The sequence below is a fragment of the Vescimonas coprocola genome, assembly GCF_018408575.1.
Taxonomy (GTDB): domain Bacteria; phylum Bacillota; class Clostridia; order Oscillospirales; family Oscillospiraceae; genus Vescimonas; species Vescimonas coprocola.
In genome coordinates this window covers 1,762,263-1,781,885 of the sequence record NZ_AP023418.1, presented here as the reverse complement: position 1 = coordinate 1,781,885, position 19,623 = coordinate 1,762,263, and the positions used below count along the sequence as shown (strand labels likewise).

Sequence of the window (19,623 nt, the reverse complement as noted above, 5' to 3'; positions counted from 1 at the left end):
CCCCCTTCCTCATTTCAGCCGCTTTTCTGCCTCCGCGTAAATGTGCTCCAATTCCATGTCCCGCGCATATCCGTCAGCGGCATAGTCGTTGTCCATCAGCGCCTTGTCCCGGTAGCTCCCCGCCAGATACAGTGCCTCCCGCCGCAGGTCATCGGAGATTTTTCCTCTCTGGTGATGCTTGCGGATCGTCCCGGTTCGGGTATTGAACAGGCGGTAGACCGGGTGCTGTTTGTTCTGCTCCTTCTGGTGTATCATCGCACCGTACTGCCGGCAGGTATAACGATTGTCCTGCGGGGCGATGCCGTCGCAGTATTTTGGGATGTGGCCGTTGGTGGTCAGAAAATATTTCCCGCAGCCTTGGCACTGGCTGGGCGCGTGGCCGTGGTGCAACCCGTTCAAAAGGTCGTAGGTGTAAAAATCTGTGAGCCGCAGGAAAGATACCCGTTCCACAAACACCATTTCTTTTTCGTTTTTAGGACTGCGGGCAAACACATAGGTGGAGGACAGCTCCGGGTAAACCGTGAACGGCTCCATATTCAAGCTCTGTAAACTCCGCATCTCATCCCAAAACTGCTCGCTGTTGAAGCAGTCATGCGCGGCCACGGCGAAATGTGTTTCGTTCCGTTTTTTCAGACGCCGCAGATAATCCAGCTCAAAGAACCGCCCCGCTGCATAGAAGTGGTACATGGCGATAGGGATGCGTATAATCCCGACGCAGAATCTCAGAAACTCTGTCTGGAGCTCTGAATTGGGCGTCCGTATTTGCAGGAGGTTTCTTTCGTCAAACAGGATATTGATCCGGCTCATTTCCTTCTCATAGTCATTGTAGCAAAAGGGCGGATACTTCCAAAGCAGTTCAGTCAGATACAGTATCCGTTCCCGCAGCTGCGGGAATACCGCCGCAGCGTCCTCATCGCTGCCCTGTACCACCACAGGGAACAGGAAGGTTGGTGCGCCGCCGGCCTGTATCAGCTCCGGCAGTTCTTCTTCGGGAATGTTCAGAATGGACATCGCCATGAATCCCGCCGGAAACTCCTGCTCCTGATAAAAGATCTTGTCATTCCAGACATCCATTGTGAACTGCGTAAAATCGTTGTTCTGCTGTATTCCCAGCGGCATAGCATCGCCCTCCTGTCCCATATCCGTTTTGCAGCCGTCCCGCGATATTCTCATTCTATCAAAAAATACAGAATAATCAAGTGAAAGGGTTAGAGCCTCGACTGCAGCGAGGTCTCTGCCCTTATCCTTTTATCTGGAGGTTTTTTATGTCTCAAATCAAACGACTGCAAACCATCGACGCGGACACGCTGCAAAGCACCGCTTACGAACCGGTCTCCTTCGTGGTCGACGATCTGCTCCCGCAAGGGCTGCACCTGCTGGCAGGCGCGCCGAAGATCGGCAAATCGTGGCTGGCGCTGTGGCTGTGTCTCTGCGCCGCACAGGGCAAACCGCTCTGGACATTCGCCACACGCCCATGCGAGGTGCTGTATCTCTGCCTGGAGGACAGCTTTCAGCGCATCCAAAGCCGCCTCTTCGATCTCACGGAGGACGCACCGCCCACGCTGCACTTCGCCGTCATGTCCCAGCAGCTCCACAATGGACTGGTGGAACAGATCGAGCAATTTTTGAAGGAGCATCCGCAGACCAGGCTCATCGTCATCGACACGCTCCAGCGCATCCGCACCGCGGGCAACGACGCGAATCCATACGCCAACGACTACCGGGACATCGGTGTTCTGAAAGCGCTGGCGGACAAGCACCGCATCGCCATTCTGCTGGTGCATCACCTGCGGAAGATGAGTGACGATGATCCCATAAACATGATTTCCGGCACCACCGGACTCAGCGGCGCTACCGACAGCAACTTCGTCCTCCGCAAGAGCAAGCGCAGAGAGAACACCGCCACGCTCTACTGCACCGGGCGGGACATCCCCTACCGGGAACTGGCACTGGAGTTCGATGGCGAGGATCATGTCTGGAAACTGCTGTCAGATAACTGTGAACAGGCGGAGCAACCCAACGAGGGAATTCTTTTTCTTCTCTCTGAACTGCTGCGCCGACAGCCGGAGATCAGCGCCTCTGCCAAGGTGCTGTTGGAAAAGATCGACCCTGCCGGTACAGAGGGACTGACCCCCAACAGCTTTTCCCACCGAATCCGTAAAAGCGTTGACGCTCTAAGGAGAAACGGCATTACGGTGTCCTTCCGCAAGAGCAACGGCGACCGGCTGATCTGCCTGAAAAGGGTCGATGGTGTCGATGATCCCGCTGCCGAGAACATCGTCACCATCGACCCTGAGAACCCGCCGTGTTTCGGCGTGTGAGCCGCTGTGTGCGCGGTTTGGGGACGGGGTGGTGGTGTACCCGCCGAGAGCTGGTTATCGCACACGGCGCGGGACGAGGGATTCGTCGTCCGCTCGGACGACGGCCAGCATCGCATTTGTCTGGTCTGCGGCGAAGCCGCTGCCCTGCCAAACGCACTGGGCGGGCAAAGCCCTGCACCCAAATTCCGGGCAGAAGCCCGGACCCACTTTTAGCTACGATTGGAGAAAAACATGAAAAAAGATATCAAATTCAGCACGCGCATGGCGTCCGCTGACCGCGAGAAGATCAGGGCGCTGGCGGCGAAGGCCCACATGTCCATGAGCGACTACGTCACCGCCTGCTGTCTCGGCAAGCGAATCGTGGTCATCGGCGAGCAGAAGGATCTGCTCCGCCAGCTCAAGGGCATCGGCAGCAACATCAACCGGCTCACCGTCCTCGCCAACATAGGCAAGGTGCAGGTCATCGGTCTGGAAAAAGCTGCCGGTGAGCTGTCCGAAGTCAGCGCCGCGCTGCGGGCAGTCATGGAAGGTCGGTGAGCCGTATGGCCATCGTACATTTCGTGAACTACAAGCGGGGCACACAGTCCCGCGCCGCCATGCGCGGCGTGATGCTCTACGTCATGCAGGAAAAGAAAACCGCATGGGAGGGCGGGCCGCTCGTCAGCGGCATCAACTGCCAGCCGCAGAGCGTCTACGACGATTTCCTGAACACGAAACTCCTCTACCACAAGGACGGCGGCGTGATGTTCTACCACATGGTGCAGAGCTTTCCGAAGGGCGCGGCAGTCGATCCCCGACAGGCCCACGAAGCCGCGCGGCGGCTGGCGGAATACTTCGACGGCTGTGAGGTGCTTGTCTGCACCCATGTCGACCGCGGGCACATCCACTCCCACTGCGTCATCAACTCCCTCAACTTCGAGACCGGCAAAAAGCTGCACATGGCGAAGGAGCAGATCCAGGAGCTGATGCGGCGCAATGACATGATCTGTCAGGAGATGGGCCTGCCGGTCTTTGACGTGCCAACGCAGCAGGCCCGCGGCATGGGCGGCGCGGAGTACCACACGGCTCTGAAGGGCCAAAGCTGGAAGCTGCGGCTCATGAACACCATCGACGAGTGCATGAAATACGCCGCCGACAAGGACGCTTTCGTTTCCCTGATGGCGTCCGAGGGCTATCAGGTGAGGTGGGAGAGCACCCGCAAGTACATCACCTACGCCACGCCGGACGGACTAAAGTGCCGCGACAACAAATTACACGAGGAAAAGTATTGCAAGGAGGCCATGGAGCATGAATTCAGAATACGGGCGGAACTCATCAAGAGGAAATTGCGAACAGAGGAAACCGATGGAGGAATTGAAACGGTTGAACCAGTCGAACAGCGCACCGCCGAGTACACCGGCACAGCCGATCCAGCCCATCGTGATCCGGTGCGATCTGCCGCAGGCGATGAACAAGCTGACGGAGCAGGCAGACGGAATAAACTGGGAGCTGGAGGAAATTCGGAAGGCCCTGCCGGAGCTGAAAACACGCATCGACCTGACGCCGGTGCAGCAGTCTCTGACAGATATCCAGAAATCACTGACGGAGATGAACAAACTGCTGGAACGGGTTGGGAACCTGAGCGAGAAATATTCCTCCAAGTGGATCGACTGGCTGCCGGACTTCAGCCTGCTGGTGGCCCTCAAGTGGATCGCACTGCTTTTGGTGATCGGCGCAGCGGCGATCCGCGGCCTGTTCCTCTAAAGCCCGCTGTGGCCGGACTGGCTGCCGCGGGAGCGCTATTGGACGAGGATGAGGACGCCGAGGAAAAGCGGCGGCGCATGGAGGCGAAGATCGCCGCTGAGAACTTCGGTGCGGTGATCGGCTTCGCCGCAGGCGCAGCTCTGGCGGTGAAAGAAAAATTGGATGAGCAGGCTGTGCAAGAAAAACAGCAGCAAACCATGGGAGGGTTCTAAAAATGGCAAGCATCAAGCAACTGGACGAGCGGCGATATAAGATCACCGTCAGCAACGGCTACCGACCCAACGGCAAAAAAATCAGCAAGGCAAAGACCATCCAAGTCCCGCCCAATGTTCCCAAACGCGGCATTGGGCAGTATGTCGCCCACGCCGCCGAAGAACTGGAGCGCAGCTTCAAGACCGGCTACGCCGAGGACGGCGAGATGACCTTTGAGGAATTCGCCTCCCGCTGGCTGAAGCGGCAGACGAAATACGCCCCCAGCACCATCGCTGCATACCGGCGGATGCTGGAGGTGGTGTATCCCATGATCGGCGGCATCCGCCTCAATAAGCTCCGACCGATGGCACTGGAAAATATGCTCTCCGAGCTGCGCAAGCGCAAGCACCACGGAAAGCACATCAACGAATCCACCGCGCAGCGATACCTCTCTGTGGTCTCCGCCGTACTCAGCGACGCTAAGCGCAATGAGATCATCGAAAAGAATCCCGCGCGGATGTTAGACCTGCCCACACCGCAGCGCACGGTGCAGCGCATTCCCACGCGAGGCGAGGTGGAAAAGCTGCTGGATGCGCTGGCAAAGGAGCCGCGGCACTACCGCCTGTTCTATCTGCTCTCCATGTACACCGGTTGCCGCCGGGGCGAGCTGTGCGCTCTGCAATGGTCGGACTTCGCCGGCACGCAAAACGGTCTGCTGCTCACCGTCAGCCGCTCCCGCAGCAGCGTTCCCGGCAAGGGCATCGTGGAGGGCTCTACCAAAAACGGCAAGAGCCGTGAAGTCTATCTCTCCTCTGACCTGCGGGGTATCCTCCTCGCCTACAAGCGCCGCAAGCAGATGGAGGCGGACAAGCAGCGCCGCAGGCTCAGTCCCTACCTCTTCACCGATGAGCAGGGGCAGCTCATCCACCCGGACACCTTCACCAAGCGGCTGCGGAAAATCTATGAAGCCATCGGCTTTCCGCGGGAATACCACCTTCACACCCTGCGGCACTACTTCGTGACCTCGCTGCTGCACTGCGGCGTGGACAAGCAGACGGTGGCAGACCTCGTGGGGCACGCTGACACCGGCTTCTTAGAGCGCACCTACTGCCACCCCCAGCAGGCACAGAAGGAGCAGGCGGCTGACTCCATGCGCACCATGCTCCGCCCGGACGGCGAGCAGATTTTCAATCTCGCCGCCGCCTGTTCTCCGAAACGGCACAGTGCATGATTGTTGCTTTCGTAGAAATTCATTTTTCCAAGGAAATCGTGATAGCTTTACCGCCGTGCTTGCGGTATGTTGTGCTTGCAAAATAAGCCTCAACTGTACCGAGGTCAAATGAAAGAGAGGTCATTTTTATGGCAAGCATCCGCAAGCGCGGCAGCAGCTATCTCATCGTGGTCTCCATGGGCTATGACTACAACGGCAAACGCATCAGACCGCAGCAGAAAACCGTCCATCCTCCCGCAGAGCTGACACCCAGGCAGGTGGAAAAGTGGCTCAACGAACAGGCGGTCCTCTTTGAACGGGAATGCCGCCACACGCCGCAGCCCGTCCAACAGCTCACGCTGGCAAAATACATCGACCTGTGGCTGACGGACATCGCGCCCGGCAAGCTGGCGAAGTCCACCATCCGCCGCGACCGGCAGGACATCGAGCGTATCCTCCCGGCGCTGGGTCACTACAAGCTCACCGAGCTGCGGCCGGAGCACTTCCGGAATTTCTACGCCGAACTGCGAAAAGTCATCCGTCCCGACACAAAAAAGCCACTCTCCGAGTACACCATTGAGGGCGTGCACGCTACGCTGTGCAGCATTCTCTCTGATGCCGTGGAGGGTGGCTTTCTTTCGCATAATCCGGCGTGGCGCACCTACCGCTACGCCGGTCGAAAGTGTGAAAAGAAGATCGCGGACGAGGAAACGGCGCAGAAGATCATCGCCGCGCTGGAGGGCGAGAGCATCAAGTACGAAACCTACTTCAAGCTCATCATTGCCACGGGGATGCGGCGGGGCGAGTGCTGCGGATTGAAGTGGTGCGACATTGATTGGGAGCAGCGTTCCATCCACATCTGCCGCAACGCGGTCAAGGTGACGGACGAGGAGATCTTCGTCAAAGAACCCAAGACCCGCGCAGGTGACCGCTATGTGTACTTCTCAGCCGAGATGGAAAGTCTCCTGCGGGAGTACCAAAAAAAATGCCGGTATATCACCGAGACCTATGACCAGCGGCAGCTGACCGCTGATGACTTCCTGTTCCGCCGTCAAGGAGCGCAGCTCCCCATGACGCCCACCACCTTCACCTACCGCTTCAAGCTGATCCTCAAGAAGAACGGCCTGCCGCAAGAGCTGAACGTCCATTCTCTCCGGCACACCGCCGCCAGTCTGATGATCGCGGGCGGTACGGATGTGGCCACGGTGGCGGGCATCCTCGGCCACAGCCAGCCCTCCACCACGCTGGATATTTATACCCACGCTTTCGACAAGAATAAGCAAACCGCAAGTGCAAAACTACAAAAAGGGCTTGAGATATAATAATTTGACATCTTTGCGTGGCACTTCATGATTGCTGGCAACTTATAGTACGGGGATAAACGGATTCCGAATCGTCCAAAATGTGAGAACTCATGATTTGACTTCCAGCATACATGAGATACTTTATACCACTTGCCACAGCCATCTCTTCAGCAGCTGTCTGCTTTGCCTTAACCACAGTATCATCAATCTTGTTGTCACCCTTGACCTCGATAAGCTGATAGGAGCCGTCTGTCATCTTCGCAAGGAAGTCAGGATAATACTGGCGGATTCTGCCGGATTCCGGGTCATAGTAATGGACAGAGAGATCGCCCTGATTGGAGGTGAACATACCTGTGAAGTACACCTCCGCAACTTTGCCGCTTGTAATATACTGCATGAAGCATTCCTTCTCCGGCTTTGAGTCAAAACAATAGGTGTCGGCGTGGAAGCTCTTTGCGATTTCTTCAGGTTTAAAACCGGGATAACGATTTGTAAGCACGAGGTCATCCTTTGCGGAGAACTCATAGTATCCGGCATCCTTCGGCTCGTGCAGCAGCACCAGTTCTTTGTCCTCAGTTTTCAATTCCGAAGTGACATCAAACAGCGCATGAAATACGGCAGGGATAATATAGTCATCCAAAACAGCGTTATAGCGGTTGACCGCCTCGAGAACCGTATCGATCCCGTCAACGGATTCTCGAAGAATTCTGGCGGCGAGGATGCAGGAAATATTAAGATAACGGGCCACTTCTCCGGCGAGAGAAAATTCGCTATAACGCATATTCTCCTTGAAATGGTCGATATTCTTCTCTTTAACAGAGGTGTCAAGGGCGAGGCTGTCTCTCTCGTACATGATGCTGGCATACTTGGAGAAGTCCGCATCTGCCAGCTTGAAATCTACCGGCTCGGAGTATTCCTTTTCGTGGAGCGTATACTCGTGCCATACCCGCTTGAGCGTGATTGTTCTCGGAGGAGGAAGCACCCGTACCTGGTATTTGTGTCGGTCATCCTTGGATGGATTCTTGATGTCTTTGATCTCCATATTAAAGTTCTTGTGGAGCTCATCATCCAGAGTGTCGTAGTTTTCCTTGGAGAGAAATACAGCGGCAGTCAAGCGCTCGTCTGTGATTGCACGGAGACAGCGCATCGTAGCCTGGAGAACAAATATTTTCGACTTTGGACTACGGAAAAGAGCCACGCCAAAGAGAGAACGGCAGTTCCAACCTTCCTTGCCTTTTTCAACAAGAATAATGAACTGCTTTTCATTTCCTTCCGAGCTGGGAACATCGAGATTGTTGAAATCTCTGATGTCATCGTTTTTCGTGTACTTCGCATCGCCGACATTCAGCAGAATCCTTGAGGCAGGAATGCCGAGGTCAGCCAGGATTTTCTCCAGAACCGGCTTGACTTCCGTTGCCGCCTCTTCTACGCCGGAAGCATAGATAGCGAGTTTCGGATTCAGTCCTTCGTAGGTCTTTCCGCCATACCGTTCCCAGAAGGTTCTCACTACTGCGGTCAGAAACTCCTCATTCTTGACATTTTCAAAACCGATGGGATCAGCGTCTTTCAGGAAGCCGTTCCAGATAGATTCACGCAGACCGTATGCGTAGACGACTTCCGGTAGAAGCTGGTTCTTGACATACGGTGTACCGGTGTAGTTATAGCAGGCCACAATAGATGTGTTTTCCGCAAGCAGATTGATGGTGTCGCGCAGGCTGGTCTTATTGGCTCCGCTCGACCTAATCTGCTTTTCCAAATCTGCACCGAAAAGGTGATGCGCCTCATCGACATAGACGCCGAGCTGCGGCAGGCGGCAGAGCTTCTTGAAACGCTGGTTGTCCATCAGCGTGGTGTCATCCCACGCATCGTCATCATCGTTGTCTGCACCGTATACGGCAGAAAGCAGCGATCCGGTTCCGGCAAAGAGTGTCTCCGTAGGCGTGGATTCCTTGCGCTTTTTCTTCACGATGATCTTCTGCGTATTGGAGATGATAATATTGAAATCCGAATCGTCGATAGTGTGCAGAATCGTTCCGGCCTCGTCAAGAAAGTGAAATTTGATGTTGGAATCGAGCACACGGGCATACTCCGGCGGCACGACCTTCGTTTTGTCAAAGGTCATGATCTCACGGAGCGACTGGAGGACGGTCTTATCCGGTGCGAAGACCAGCGCATTGTGGCAGAAACGCTTGTCCCTCGGATACTTTTTCGCAAGCAGGAATTCATAGAAGATGCAGGTGGCCATGAGGATGGTTTTTCCAAGTCCCATCGTAAGTGCGTAGATATAGTTTGGATAGCTCTCACGGTACTTCTTCATCTGCTTGAAGAGCGTGTCGGTCTGCTTTTCAGTCGGGGCGTCAAAGAGTCGAATCTGACCGCCCTTACCAATGGAATAATAGGACGCATCGGAGAAGTGATCCCGTCTGTGACGCCAGTCGTCAAACATCTCATAGACCTGCTTGTTATTCATGAATTCCTTCACAAAAACATACATCTCCAACGCCTCAAACTGCGGCTTCCGCAGGAAGGCGTGGGGATTCTCCTCGCCGTCGTTGTAGGCGAGGAATTTTCTCGTGAGGTCATTATAACGGGAGCGAATTTTTCCTCGGTTCGTAGAGTAGTAATACCACAGCTGCTCGTTGAAGGAAAAATTCGGATCAAATCCTGCGGGCATTTAACGCACCTCCAATTCCAGCGACTCGGAGAGTAGGTCGGTGATTTTGACTTTGATGGTGCCGGAACCTTCCGGAATGTCGTAGATACCCTTTACCAGTTCACTCTTGCCGGGGACATCGGTCACGGCAGGCTGCATCACCACGCCGTCGTAGTTCCAGTCGATCATAACGGAATCGACCATCTGACGCCAGTCCTCCACGTACTCTTTCTGGAGGGAGAGCTTCTGCATCAGGTTCATCGGATAGAACGCACGGATGACCAGCTTGCCGCCTTCCCGGACGATCTCCGCCTCGGAGTCGCGCTTCAGCTGAAGGTCTGCCTTATCGCGGAGGATGTCCATGATCTGGATGTCTACCTTATAATCGGTCAGTTCCTGCTCCATTGCCCCCTTCAGGTCAGGCTCGTGTCCCATGCAGACGATGGTGATGCGCTCCACGGGCTGATTCGGATTTTCTTCCTTGCGCTTCTCGTAGGTCTTGTAGGGCAGATTGGCGAGGAGTTCCTTCAAGTCTGCCTTGGTAGCGATACGGTTGACCGGCATGATCTTCACCATCCTGCCGTCAAGTTCACCGTCCCAGACATCGCTCTGCGGGAACGGCTGGATCTCCAGCGCTGCAATCAGCAGGTCACGGGCTTCCACGGGGTTGCGGAAGAAGTCGTAGTTGTTGACGTTGTAGACCTCGAAACCGGTGTATTTCGTGTCAGCAGCCGATCCCATGCTGGTCTGGTTGTCTTCCAGCTCTTTTCCCACTGAGAGCAGACGTTTAGTAGTGGTCTGGACTGCACCGAGGTTGATGTCTGCGCCGATAAAACGTCTGCCCAGCTTCATGGCAACTGCCTGCGTTGTGCCGCTGCCCATGAAACAGTCAAAAACAAGGTCGCCGGGATTTGAGGATGCCATAATAATCTTCTCAAGTAATTTCTCTGGCTTTTGAGTGGGATAATTAGCCTTTTCTTTTGCCATTGCGTTGATGGTTGCAATATACCATGTATCTGATGGAAGTACTTTATCTTCCGGTATTTCTGATGACTCACTTTTAGTGGTAACCATAGCACCGGCATAGTTAAGCCTGTTCTTTGATCCCTCGGTCATTAGAGTGTGATCATCTAAAACATCCATATAATTGAATGTCCATTTTCCCGATTTGGAATAAAATAAAAGGTTATCATGTTTGCTATTCCATTGGGCCTTTCCACGACCTCCCCACAAGTACCACCAAATAATCTCGTTTCGAAAATTATCTTGTCCAAATACTTCATCCATAATTAATCTAAGATGATGAACCTTGTGCCAATCGCAATGAACATATATGCATCCCGTTTCAGATAGCAAATCGCGCATAATCGTAAATCTTTCGTACATAAACTGGAGATATTCGTCATTTGTCCATATATCCCCATACTGCTTTTCTTCAAACGAGGAGCTATCAGATGTAGTTTTACCAACATTTTTCACCTCGATTTTCCGCTTATAATCCGCCTTGCTGTCGAACGGAGGATCAATATAGATGAGGTCGATTTTTCCACGATACTCCTTCAGCAGATGGCTCATAACCTGGAGATTATCTCCCCAGAAAATCTTGTTGATCCAGCCGTTCTGCTCCTCACCGTAGGACTCCCGCAGCTGTGCAGGATAATACTGCGTGGAGCGGTAGGGGCGCTTGCCCGTCCAGCGAAGTTCAGGGAACCCCTTTATCGTCGGTCTCTGTTCAAATTCAAAAGTAAGCTGCTCATCCATTGTTATCAAACCCTCCATCGGTTATTTGTTTCTGCAATAGAAACGGAAGTCACAGCCAGCGCAGACCTTCGGGTCATCGGCACAGTGCCGGAAATCCTTCTTCATGATCTTATGTACCGTATCATCGAATGACGCCAGCGTTCCTTCCACGGCAGACTTTGTATACGGATATGTGATCGTCGGGACGCCGCCGTCCTCTCCGGTATAGTAGAGGTGCATCTTACTGACCTTCCGCCCGGTACGCTCCTCCACGAGATGGGCATAGATATGAAGCTGCCGACGGTACCGCTCAAGCCGATCCCGCATTTTCTCCATATCCGGTTTCCGTTCGGCTTTGAAATCCACAATCTCGACCGTGTCGCCCTCACCCCGGATCAGGTCGACCTTGCCTTCAATGATATAATCCGGCTTCACCAGAGAAACATCCACCTCTGCTTGCTGGATGGCAGACCAGTCGCCGTGCTGCCGCTCTACATAGCGGAGCACTTGCTTCAATGCCGCCTCGCGCTGAGGACCGGCGAGGTAGGTGTGCTCGGTTTTCGTCAATGACACATAGTTGGAGGCAAACCAACGGTTCACGTTTTCCTCGGTGATCGTCTGCTCCTCGTGCCTGAGTGCAGCACGGTGAACATCCTCTATCGTCTCATGGACAAGCGTACCGAAGAGCATAGCGTTGGCACGGACGGGCATGAACTCCAGTTCGCGGTAGAACTTGTACTGCAGGGCGCAGGTCTCATACACTGTGATGTGCGATGTGAACGAGTAGGTGCTCTTGACGTTCACGGCCTTCACGGACTTGAAGTTGAACTCCCGGATATCAAATGCTTCGCTGTCCACGGACTGAAGCTCGTCATAAACCTCTTTGAAGTAAGCGCTGGGTGTCCGCTTGTCCTCATTGCAGGTCAGTATCAACAGATCCTGCGCACGGGAGAAAGCCGTGTAGTACAGACGCCAGAAATCAAAGAATTTTGTGACCTCATACGGTTCAAATGCCGGGCGCTTGAAGTAGCGATCCTCTATCGTCATCATAAGGTCGTTTGTGGTTTTTCTCGGCACATTTGTCAGAGAATCCACAAAAACAATCGGGAACTCCATCCCTTTGGACTGGTGGATCGTAAGGAATGAGACGCAGCCGCTCGGCGCATACTCGGAATCATCCTCATACTCCGTGATACCGCCGTCATAGAGCAGGCGGAGATACAGATTAAAGAGCAGTTCCGTATTGGCATCAATGCCGCGTTTCCCGCGATACTTGTCGGCCGATAAGACATCCACCCGGTGGAGGTATTCAAATTTTCCGATGATCTGCGTCAGCTTTGCCAGATTTCGAGCTGGTCGGATATCGACAACGCCGACATCCATATCTGTATCCAGAATACCGGCAAAAGGCTGAAACTCAAACATCTGATACATGAGCCCACAGTAGGCGTAGTCCGTTGCGTCGGTCAGGCTTACATGGTCTTTTCCTCGGCGGCGTATCCATTTCAGCAGGTCGGTGTGCTCCGGCTGCATCAGATACTCATTCGCCAGCATGATACAGTTCCGATAATAAGTCAGGTGCTCAGGCTGTAAAAAGGTATACTCCCCGTTTTCCAACCCCTGCACATAAAACGGGAACATCAGCATAAGGCAGCCGAGCGCCAGTCGTATTTCGTCACGCTGGAAAAACATATCCGAACGCGGTGAGTAAACATTGATATGGTTCTCCTCAAGAAAACGAGCAAGAGCAGTCACCCTCGGATGTTTGACTGAGTTGAAGAGAAACGCTATCTGATTATAGTCCATCAGCTTGCCGGATGTTTTCAGGTTGTTGATAAACTGCAGGATCTTCTCATGCCATTCATCCTCGTCATTCACACCGGCTAATTTCACGACCGCAGGGCTGTGAAGTGCGGATTTTTCATGAGGTTCAATGCGTTTTTCATATCTGAAATTTTCCCAGCGAAACTTGAACTTTGCACCATCCGTGGTATCCATCCATCGGTTATAAAAATCAACGATGTCGCTGTTGGAACGATAGTTGATGACCAGCGGGATAATACGGCATTCGCCATTGGCAAACTTCTGCGGAAATTCCAGGATGTTTCGGATGGTTGCACCGCGGAAACGGTACAGGCCCTGGTCATCGTCTCCGACCACGCAGATATTCTTTCTTTCCCCGGCGAGGAGAAACACGAGTTGCTCCTGAATATAGTTCGTGTCCTGGTATTCATCGACCATGATATGCGTGATCGCAGAGCGAAGCTCATTCAGAATGCCCTCGTTATCGCAGAGAAGCCGATATGCCTCTATCTGGATGGAGGAGAAATCCATCAGATTCGCTTCCGTAAGAATTGTGCGATATTCCTGAAGCATCCGACCGAGTGATGCAATCGATGGGTCATGGTCAGACATCAGCTCCTCCGGCGAAACCAATTCTTCGGAAAGGTTGTTTACAAAGTTACAGATCGTTTCGGCTTGCTTCCATGCGCCACCGTTCGGAAGGACGATTTCAATCTCCGGAATACTTCTGAAACGATGGATATTCTGAAATACCATATACTGCTGGTCAAACGAATCCATCAAGCGGTAGTTTCGGCGAAGCCGTGTATATTCCAAATGCTCTTTCAGCATACGAAGGCAGAGCGAGTGGAACGTACCGATATACATTTCGTTGATGTTTGCCGTGATGTTTCGATTTGCAAGCTCGTTTGTAATACGTGTTACCAGTTCCTTCGCAGCCTTTTCCGTAAATGTGGCAATGAAGATGCTCTCCGGCCTTACATTGCATTCCTCTATGAGGTAGATTGCACGCTGCACGAGCGTATATGTTTTGCCGGTTCCGGGACCTGCCGTTATGAGGACAGGACCGTCTGCAGCCGCTATTGCTTTTCGCTGCCCGTCATTTGCGTTTCCAAAATCAAACATAGCTGATCACCACAATTCTTCATTGAATGATTCGTAAGCGCTTAGCTATACTACATAATTGTTAAAGTATACCATTATTTTAATCTATCAGCAACCATTATTCGTTTCTCTTGATGAACAGGCAAAGCGCATAATACCGCTATTCAATCACTTAAACGCGCAAGTCAGGTACCGCCTCCATCTGTTGCTAATAAAAATCCCCAAAAGCTATACAGCTTTTAGGGATTTGGTACGCCCGACTGGATTCGAACCAGCGGCCTACAGAGTCGGAGTCTGTCACTCTATCCAACTGAGCTACGGGCGCATATTTGGTTGTGGGTTTCTGCGATAGTCGTCAAATAGTAGTCAACGACCACGCATTTTTCCTCTGCCGTTCCCGCGAACGCAGGTGCGGCAAGGCTTTGCGCCATATCTCAACTGGAGATGCCTGAAATGTCGGAGTCTGACGCTCTATCCAACTGAGCTACGGGCACATATTTGGTTGTGGGTTTCTGCGATAGTAGTCAAATAGTAGTCAACAACTAACTATTTTTTCTCTGCCGTTCCCGCAAACGCAGGTGTGGCAATGCTTTGCGCCATATCTCAACTGGAAACGCCTGAAACGTCGGAGTCTGTCACTCTATCCAGCTGAGCTACGGGCGCATATGGAGCAGAGGGAGACTTTCCCCCCTTGCGACTAATTTATTATACCATCTTTTTCGGGAATGTAAAGAAGAAAACTGCACAAAAGTCAAAAAAGATTGTTAAAAAAGTTGACAACTTGCGATATTTGGAGTACAATTCAGAAAGACGAAAACAAGCGGTAGGGGAAAGCAGGCTGCAGCCCGGCTCCTGCCGCCGGCAAAGAAGAAGGACGCATATGAAAAAACAAAAGGTCTCGGATGCGGTGATCCATCGTCTGCCCCGCTATTACCGCTATCTGGACGAGCTGCATAACAAGGGCGTGGTACGCATTTCCTCCAATTCGCTGGGGCAGAAAATGGACATCACCGCCTCTCAGATCCGGCAGGATCTCAGCTGCTTCGGTGAATTCGGCCAGCAAGGCTACGGCTATAACGTGGCGGAGCTGCGCTCGGAGATCGGCCACATTCTGGGCATCGACTCCGGCTACCGGCTCATTGTGGTGGGAGCGGGCCATCTGGGCCATGCGCTGCTGCAGAACTTCGACTTTCAGAAGGTGGGCTTTCAGGTGGATACCGCCTTCGACGTGTCCCCGGCGCTGATCGGTACCAAGATCCACGACGTGACCATCCGGCCCATGGAGGAGCTGGAACACTATGTGGAGGAGTACCACCCCAACGTGGCGGTGCTGACCGTGCCTCAGAGCGTGGCCCAGCCGCTGGCGGACCGGCTCATTGCCCTGGGAGTGAAGGGCTTCTGGAACTTTACCAATGTGGAGCTCTCCACCCAGACCAAGGGGGTATTCTTCGAGGACATCCACTTTGTGGATACCCTCCTGACCCTCAGCTACCGTATCTCCCGGCCGGAGGAACTCTATTAAGGGGCAGATCATACTATGGAATGAGACCTGCGGGTCCAATTTTCATAGGAGGTCACGTTCTTATGTGCAATCAGAACTCCTGCTTCGGCGGCTGCGGCTGCTGGATCATCATCGCCATCATCATCCTGTGCCTGTTCTGGGGCGGCAACGGCTGCGGCTGCGGCAACACCCAGAATAACAACGGCTGCGGTTGCGGCTGCTGACCGGGCGGCCCCATAGGGGGCAGCGGAACACATGAAAGGGACGCCTCCGGCCACGCCGGGGGCGTCCTTTTGTGCAGAGATCGTACCATCGATGAGCAAGGAAAAAAGTGCCGGAAGGACACGCTGTCAGGCGTGCTTGCGCTTGCCCGCCGAGAGGATAAAAGCAGAACAACGCCGGTGCTTGCTGACAGCAGACACCGGCGTCATTTCATGTTCGGTCGTTACTCACCGAAGTTGTTCTGGATCAGAGATACCAGAGCATCCACGGCTTCCTTTTCATCAGAGCCGTCAGCGATGAGGGTGATGTTGGTTCCCTTCACAATACCCAGGGACAGCACGCCCAGCAGACTCTTGGCGTTGACCCGGCGCTCTTCCTTCTCTACCCAAATGCCGCTCTTGAACTCGTTGGCCTTCTGAATGAAATACGTAGCGGGACGTGCGTGCAGCCCCACCTCATTCTGAACGGTAATTTCCTGCGTATACATCAAACCAGCACTCCTTTATTCGCAGTCTTCAAGCCGACTGCTACACATACTATTATAACGGATAACGGGGAGAAAGCAATATTCAATCCCACAAAAATTTGTGGCGATTGCAGAGAATCAAAGAAAAAATTCGTCGTTCTACACGAAAGCGGCTTATTTCAGCTCCACCACGGTGACGCCGGCCTCACCCTCGCCGTAGCGGCCAAGCCGGAAGCTTTTGACGGCCTTGTTACGCTTGAGGATCTCGTGGACGGCCTTTCGCAGAGCGCCGGTACCCTTTCCGTGGATGATGGTGACGGTGCCCAGCTTGGCCATGACGGCACTGTCCAGATAGTTTTCCACCACGCTCTCGGCCTCCAGCGTCTCATAGCCCCGGATATCCAGCTCCGAGGAGGCACGGGACACGGTGTTCAGGGTGGCGGCGGAGGGACTGGGTGCGGGCTTGGACTTCTTGGGAGCGCCCTCCAGCAGGCGCACCTGCTGGGCCTTGACGGTCATCTTCATGCGGCCCGCCTGCAGCAGCAGGGTGCCGTCGCCGTTGACGGCCAGCACCGTGGCGGCCATCTTCACGCCGGGCAGCTCCACCTGATCGTCCACGGCGATGGGACGGGGCGGCGTATAGGCAGGCTCCTGCTCCTCGTCCCGCAGGTGCAGCTGCTCCTCCGCCGTTTTCAGATGGTGGCGCACGGCGGCCTTGGCGTCGTTGAGGGCCTGCACGTTGGCCTGCTTCTGCTGCTCCTTCCGCAGCTGATCCAGCTGGGCGAAGATCTCCTCCGCCTGCTGCTGGGCCTGCCGGACGATGCGCTTGGCCTCAGCCTCTCCCTTGGCCCGTGCGCTTTCCTTGCCCTTTTCCATCTGCTCCCGGAAGGTCCGGGCCTTCCGGGCGTCCTCCTCCCGCTGCCGCCACAGTCGGTCGGCCTCGTTCTGGGCCTTCTCCAGCCGCTGGCGCTTCTCCTCCAGCTGGGTCAGCACATCCTCGAAGCGAACGGAGTCGCTGTCCATCTGGGCCTGTGCCGCCTGAATGACGGACTCATCCAGCCCCAGCCGCCGGGAGATGGCGAAGGCGTTGGACTTTCCGGGGATGCCGATGAGGAGCCGGTAGGTGGGCCGCAGGGTCTGTACGTCGAACTCGCAGCTGGCGTTCTCCACCCCCGCCGTGGTCATGGCGAAGGTTTTCAGCTCGGCATAGTGGGTGGTGGCGGCGATGAGAGCCCCCTGATTCCGGGCCTCCTGAATGATGGCGATGGCCAGAGCCGCACCCTCCACCGGGTCTGTGCCGGCGCCCAACTCGTCGAACAGCAGCAGACTGTGGTCGTCCACTTCCTTCAGGATCTGGACAATGTTGGACATATGGGCCGAGAAAGTGGACAGGCTCTGCTCGATGCTCTGCTCATCTCCTACGTCCGCCAGCACCCGACGGAACACCCGCACGGCGCTGCCGCCGTCGGCGGGGATGTGCAGGCCGCACTGAGCCATCAGGCTCAGCAGGCCGATGGTTTTCAGGGTCACGGTCTTGCCGCCGGTGTTGGGGCCGGTGATGACCAGGGTGTCGAACTGCTCACCCAGCTCCACGGTGATCGGCACCGCCTTGGCCTGATCCAGCAGAGGATGCCGGGCCCGGCGCAGGGTGATGCCGCCCCGGCGGCGCACCTCCGGGCGGCTGGCGTTGAGCTGATAGCTCAGCTGCGCCCGTGCAAAGATCACATCCAGCTGCACCAGAATATCGTAGTCCCAGAGGATGTTCTCCATCTGGCCGGCGCACTCGGCGGAGAGCTGGCGCAGGATGCGGTCGATCTCCTTCTGCTCACGGGCCTCCAGCTCCTTGAGCTCGTTGTTGGCCTGCACTACGCCCATAGGCTCCACGAACAGCGTGGCACCGGAGGAGGAGATGTCGTGGACCAGACCCGGCAGACTGCCCTTGCACTCGGCCTTCACCGGCACCACGAAGCGGCCGTCCCGCTGGGTGATGAGGGCCTCCTGCAGGACCTTGGCATAGGAGGGGGAGGAGATGATGCGCTGCAGGATCTGCCGGCCCTTGGTGGCCGCCAGCCGCATTTTCCGGCGGATATCCGCCAGCTCGCTGCTGGCGGTGTCGGCAATGGTCTCCTCGTCCAGAATGGCGGAGCGTATCTTATCCTCCAGATAGCGGTTGGTGTGCAGAGAGGAGAACAGCCGGTCCAGCACCGTAGCCTCTCCCTGCCGCTGGGCGTCGTATTCGCTGACCCGGCGGCTGGCGGTCAGTACGCCTGCCACATCCAGCAGTTCACGGGTGTTCAGCATACCGCCGTGGTCGGCGCGGGTCAGGGCGGCGGATACATCCTTGACCCCGGAGAAGGAGGGGCTGCCGTGGAGGCCCAGCCGCTCCTTGGCGGCGTCGGTCTCGTCCAGCAGGTGCAGCACCTCCTGCGTGTCCGTGGCGGGAGTCAGGCGCAGGCACCGCTCCTTGGCGGCGTCGCTGACCGCCTTGGCCGCCAGCTTTTCCAGCACCGCCGGAAGCTCCAGCGTGCGGATGGATTTTTCAAACAAATCAGTCATATGTAGGTTCCTCTTGCGGCAAAATGGATTTATAGTAGTCCAGCGTCCGGAAGCTGCGCTCCAGCTGGGCGGCGACATAGACCTCCGCCGCCTGCCCCAGCTGGCGCAGGGCAGGGGTATCCAGCGTGAAGCTGTAAAGCTTCTTATCCGGGCAGTACAGCACGTGGCGCAGGGCCGCCAGAGCGGCGGGGGATAGGGGCATGGCCAGCCCGCCCTTTTCCCGGCAGGCGGCGCAGCACACCACCCCGTGGACGGCGTCCAGCACCGGCTTCTCCGGCTCCGGCCGCCCGCACACGGCGCAGCCGTCAGCCAGAGGCTCAAAGCCCGACAGCGCCATGAGCCGCAGCTCGAAGGCGGGCTTTACCAGCTGGGGCGGCTTATGCAGGGCGCTGAGGGCGTACAGGGCGTTCAGCAGCAGCCGCAGCAGCTGCGACGTGTCCTCCCCCTGTGCCGTGGCGTCCGTCAGATCGGCCAGATAGGAGGCAAGGCTCAGAGCCACGAAGTCCGTCCGCAGGCCGGTGAACAGCTCCAGCGTCTCCGCCTCGTCCAGCATGAACCACTGACCCTTTTCGTAGATGGTCAGCTCCGAATAGGCCAGCAACTGACACGCCGCCGCCAGACGGCTGTTTTTCCGCCGGGCGCCCCGTGCAATGAGGGAGATCTTCCCCCGATCCGGGGTCAGCACCGTCAGAATTTTGTCCGTCTCCCTGGTCACGGTCTCCCGCAGCACCAGTCCGGCGGTGACGATGGGTTGGTTTGGCATGATTCCTCCTCCCACCGGTGCAGCAGATACAGCTCCGGCGCTCCG

At 55.5% G+C, this 19,623-nt stretch carries 14 protein-coding genes and 1 tRNA gene; 7 read left to right on the top strand and 8 right to left on the bottom strand.

What is annotated here, in order from left to right:
- Positions 1–9: 9 nt before the first annotated feature.
- Positions 10–1,119 carry a DUF6076 domain-containing protein gene (locus KJS28_RS08760; RefSeq protein WP_213540602.1) on the bottom strand — a complete coding sequence of 370 codons (1,110 nt, stop codon included), beginning with the start codon at positions 1,117–1,119 and terminating at the stop codon, positions 10–12.
- Between the two features lie 146 nt (positions 1,120–1,265).
- Between KJS28_RS08760 and KJS28_RS08755 the strand changes: the two genes are divergently transcribed.
- From KJS28_RS08755 to KJS28_RS08735, 5 genes are all read left to right on the top strand, one after another.
- A complete protein-coding gene (locus KJS28_RS08755) occupies positions 1,266–2,321 on the top strand; it encodes an AAA family ATPase (protein WP_213540601.1) in 1,056 nt (351 codons plus the stop codon).
- Between the two features lie 231 nt (positions 2,322–2,552).
- Positions 2,553–2,858 (top strand): MobC family plasmid mobilization relaxosome protein, encoded by a 306-nt coding sequence (locus KJS28_RS08750; RefSeq protein WP_213540600.1) that lies wholly within the window; start codon positions 2,553–2,555, stop codon positions 2,856–2,858.
- A gap of 5 nt (positions 2,859–2,863) precedes the next feature.
- Positions 2,864–4,276, top strand: a complete 1,413-nt coding sequence (locus tag KJS28_RS08745) for a relaxase/mobilization nuclease domain-containing protein (protein WP_228298364.1) — start codon at positions 2,864–2,866, stop codon at positions 4,274–4,276.
- Positions 4,277–4,278: 2 nt separating this feature from the next.
- Entirely contained in the window at positions 4,279–5,487 is a 1,209-nt protein-coding gene (locus tag KJS28_RS08740; RefSeq protein WP_213540598.1) for a tyrosine-type recombinase/integrase, read from the top strand.
- Positions 5,488–5,615: 128 nt separating this feature from the next.
- The gene (locus KJS28_RS08735; RefSeq protein WP_213540597.1) at positions 5,616–6,788 is read left to right on the top strand and encodes a tyrosine-type recombinase/integrase; all 1,173 of its coding nucleotides are present in this window, start codon (positions 5,616–5,618) and stop codon (positions 6,786–6,788) included.
- A gap of 25 nt (positions 6,789–6,813) precedes the next feature.
- Here KJS28_RS08735 and KJS28_RS08730 read toward each other — a convergent pair whose 3' ends face one another.
- The 4 genes from KJS28_RS08730 to KJS28_RS08715 form a co-directional block, all read right to left on the bottom strand.
- Complete coding sequence (locus KJS28_RS08730; RefSeq protein WP_213540596.1) at positions 6,814–9,444, bottom strand: TnsA endonuclease N-terminal domain-containing protein; 2,631 nt, start codon at positions 9,442–9,444, stop codon at positions 6,814–6,816.
- Positions 9,445–11,184 (bottom strand): site-specific DNA-methyltransferase, encoded by a 1,740-nt coding sequence (locus KJS28_RS08725; protein WP_213540595.1) that lies wholly within the window; start codon positions 11,182–11,184, stop codon positions 9,445–9,447.
- 21 nt (positions 11,185–11,205) lie between these two features.
- On the bottom strand, positions 11,206–14,091 hold the full coding sequence (locus tag KJS28_RS08720) for an ATP-dependent helicase (protein WP_213540594.1): 2,886 nt from the start codon (positions 14,089–14,091) through the stop codon (positions 11,206–11,208).
- Positions 14,092–14,318: 227 nt separating this feature from the next.
- Positions 14,319–14,395, bottom strand: a tRNA-Arg gene (locus KJS28_RS08715).
- A 555-nt stretch (positions 14,396–14,950) separates the two neighbouring features.
- Between KJS28_RS08715 and KJS28_RS08710 the strand changes: the two genes are divergently transcribed.
- Both KJS28_RS08710 and KJS28_RS08705 read left to right on the top strand, forming a co-directional pair.
- A complete protein-coding gene (locus tag KJS28_RS08710; protein WP_021858566.1) occupies positions 14,951–15,592 on the top strand; it encodes a redox-sensing transcriptional repressor Rex in 642 nt (213 codons plus the stop codon).
- 62 nt (positions 15,593–15,654) lie between these two features.
- Positions 15,655–15,795, top strand: a complete 141-nt coding sequence (locus KJS28_RS08705) for a hypothetical protein (RefSeq protein ID WP_213540593.1) — start codon at positions 15,655–15,657, stop codon at positions 15,793–15,795.
- Between the two features lie 221 nt (positions 15,796–16,016).
- On the opposite strand, the gene KJS28_RS08700 is transcribed toward KJS28_RS08705, so the two are convergent.
- The 3 genes from KJS28_RS08700 to recO all read right to left on the bottom strand — a co-directional run bounded on the left by KJS28_RS08700 (position 16,017) and on the right by recO (position 19,578).
- Positions 16,017–16,280, bottom strand: coding sequence for an HPr family phosphocarrier protein (locus KJS28_RS08700; protein WP_213540592.1), 264 nt, complete (start codon positions 16,278–16,280; stop codon positions 16,017–16,019).
- A 153-nt stretch (positions 16,281–16,433) separates the two neighbouring features.
- The gene (locus tag KJS28_RS08695; protein WP_213540591.1) at positions 16,434–18,815 is read right to left on the bottom strand and encodes an endonuclease MutS2; all 2,382 of its coding nucleotides are present in this window, start codon (positions 18,813–18,815) and stop codon (positions 16,434–16,436) included.
- A complete protein-coding gene (gene recO, locus KJS28_RS08690; protein WP_213540590.1) occupies positions 18,808–19,578 on the bottom strand; it encodes a DNA repair protein RecO in 771 nt (256 codons plus the stop codon). Before recO ends, KJS28_RS08695 begins: the two co-directional genes overlap by 8 nt.
- Between the last annotated feature and the right edge of the window lie 45 nt (positions 19,579–19,623).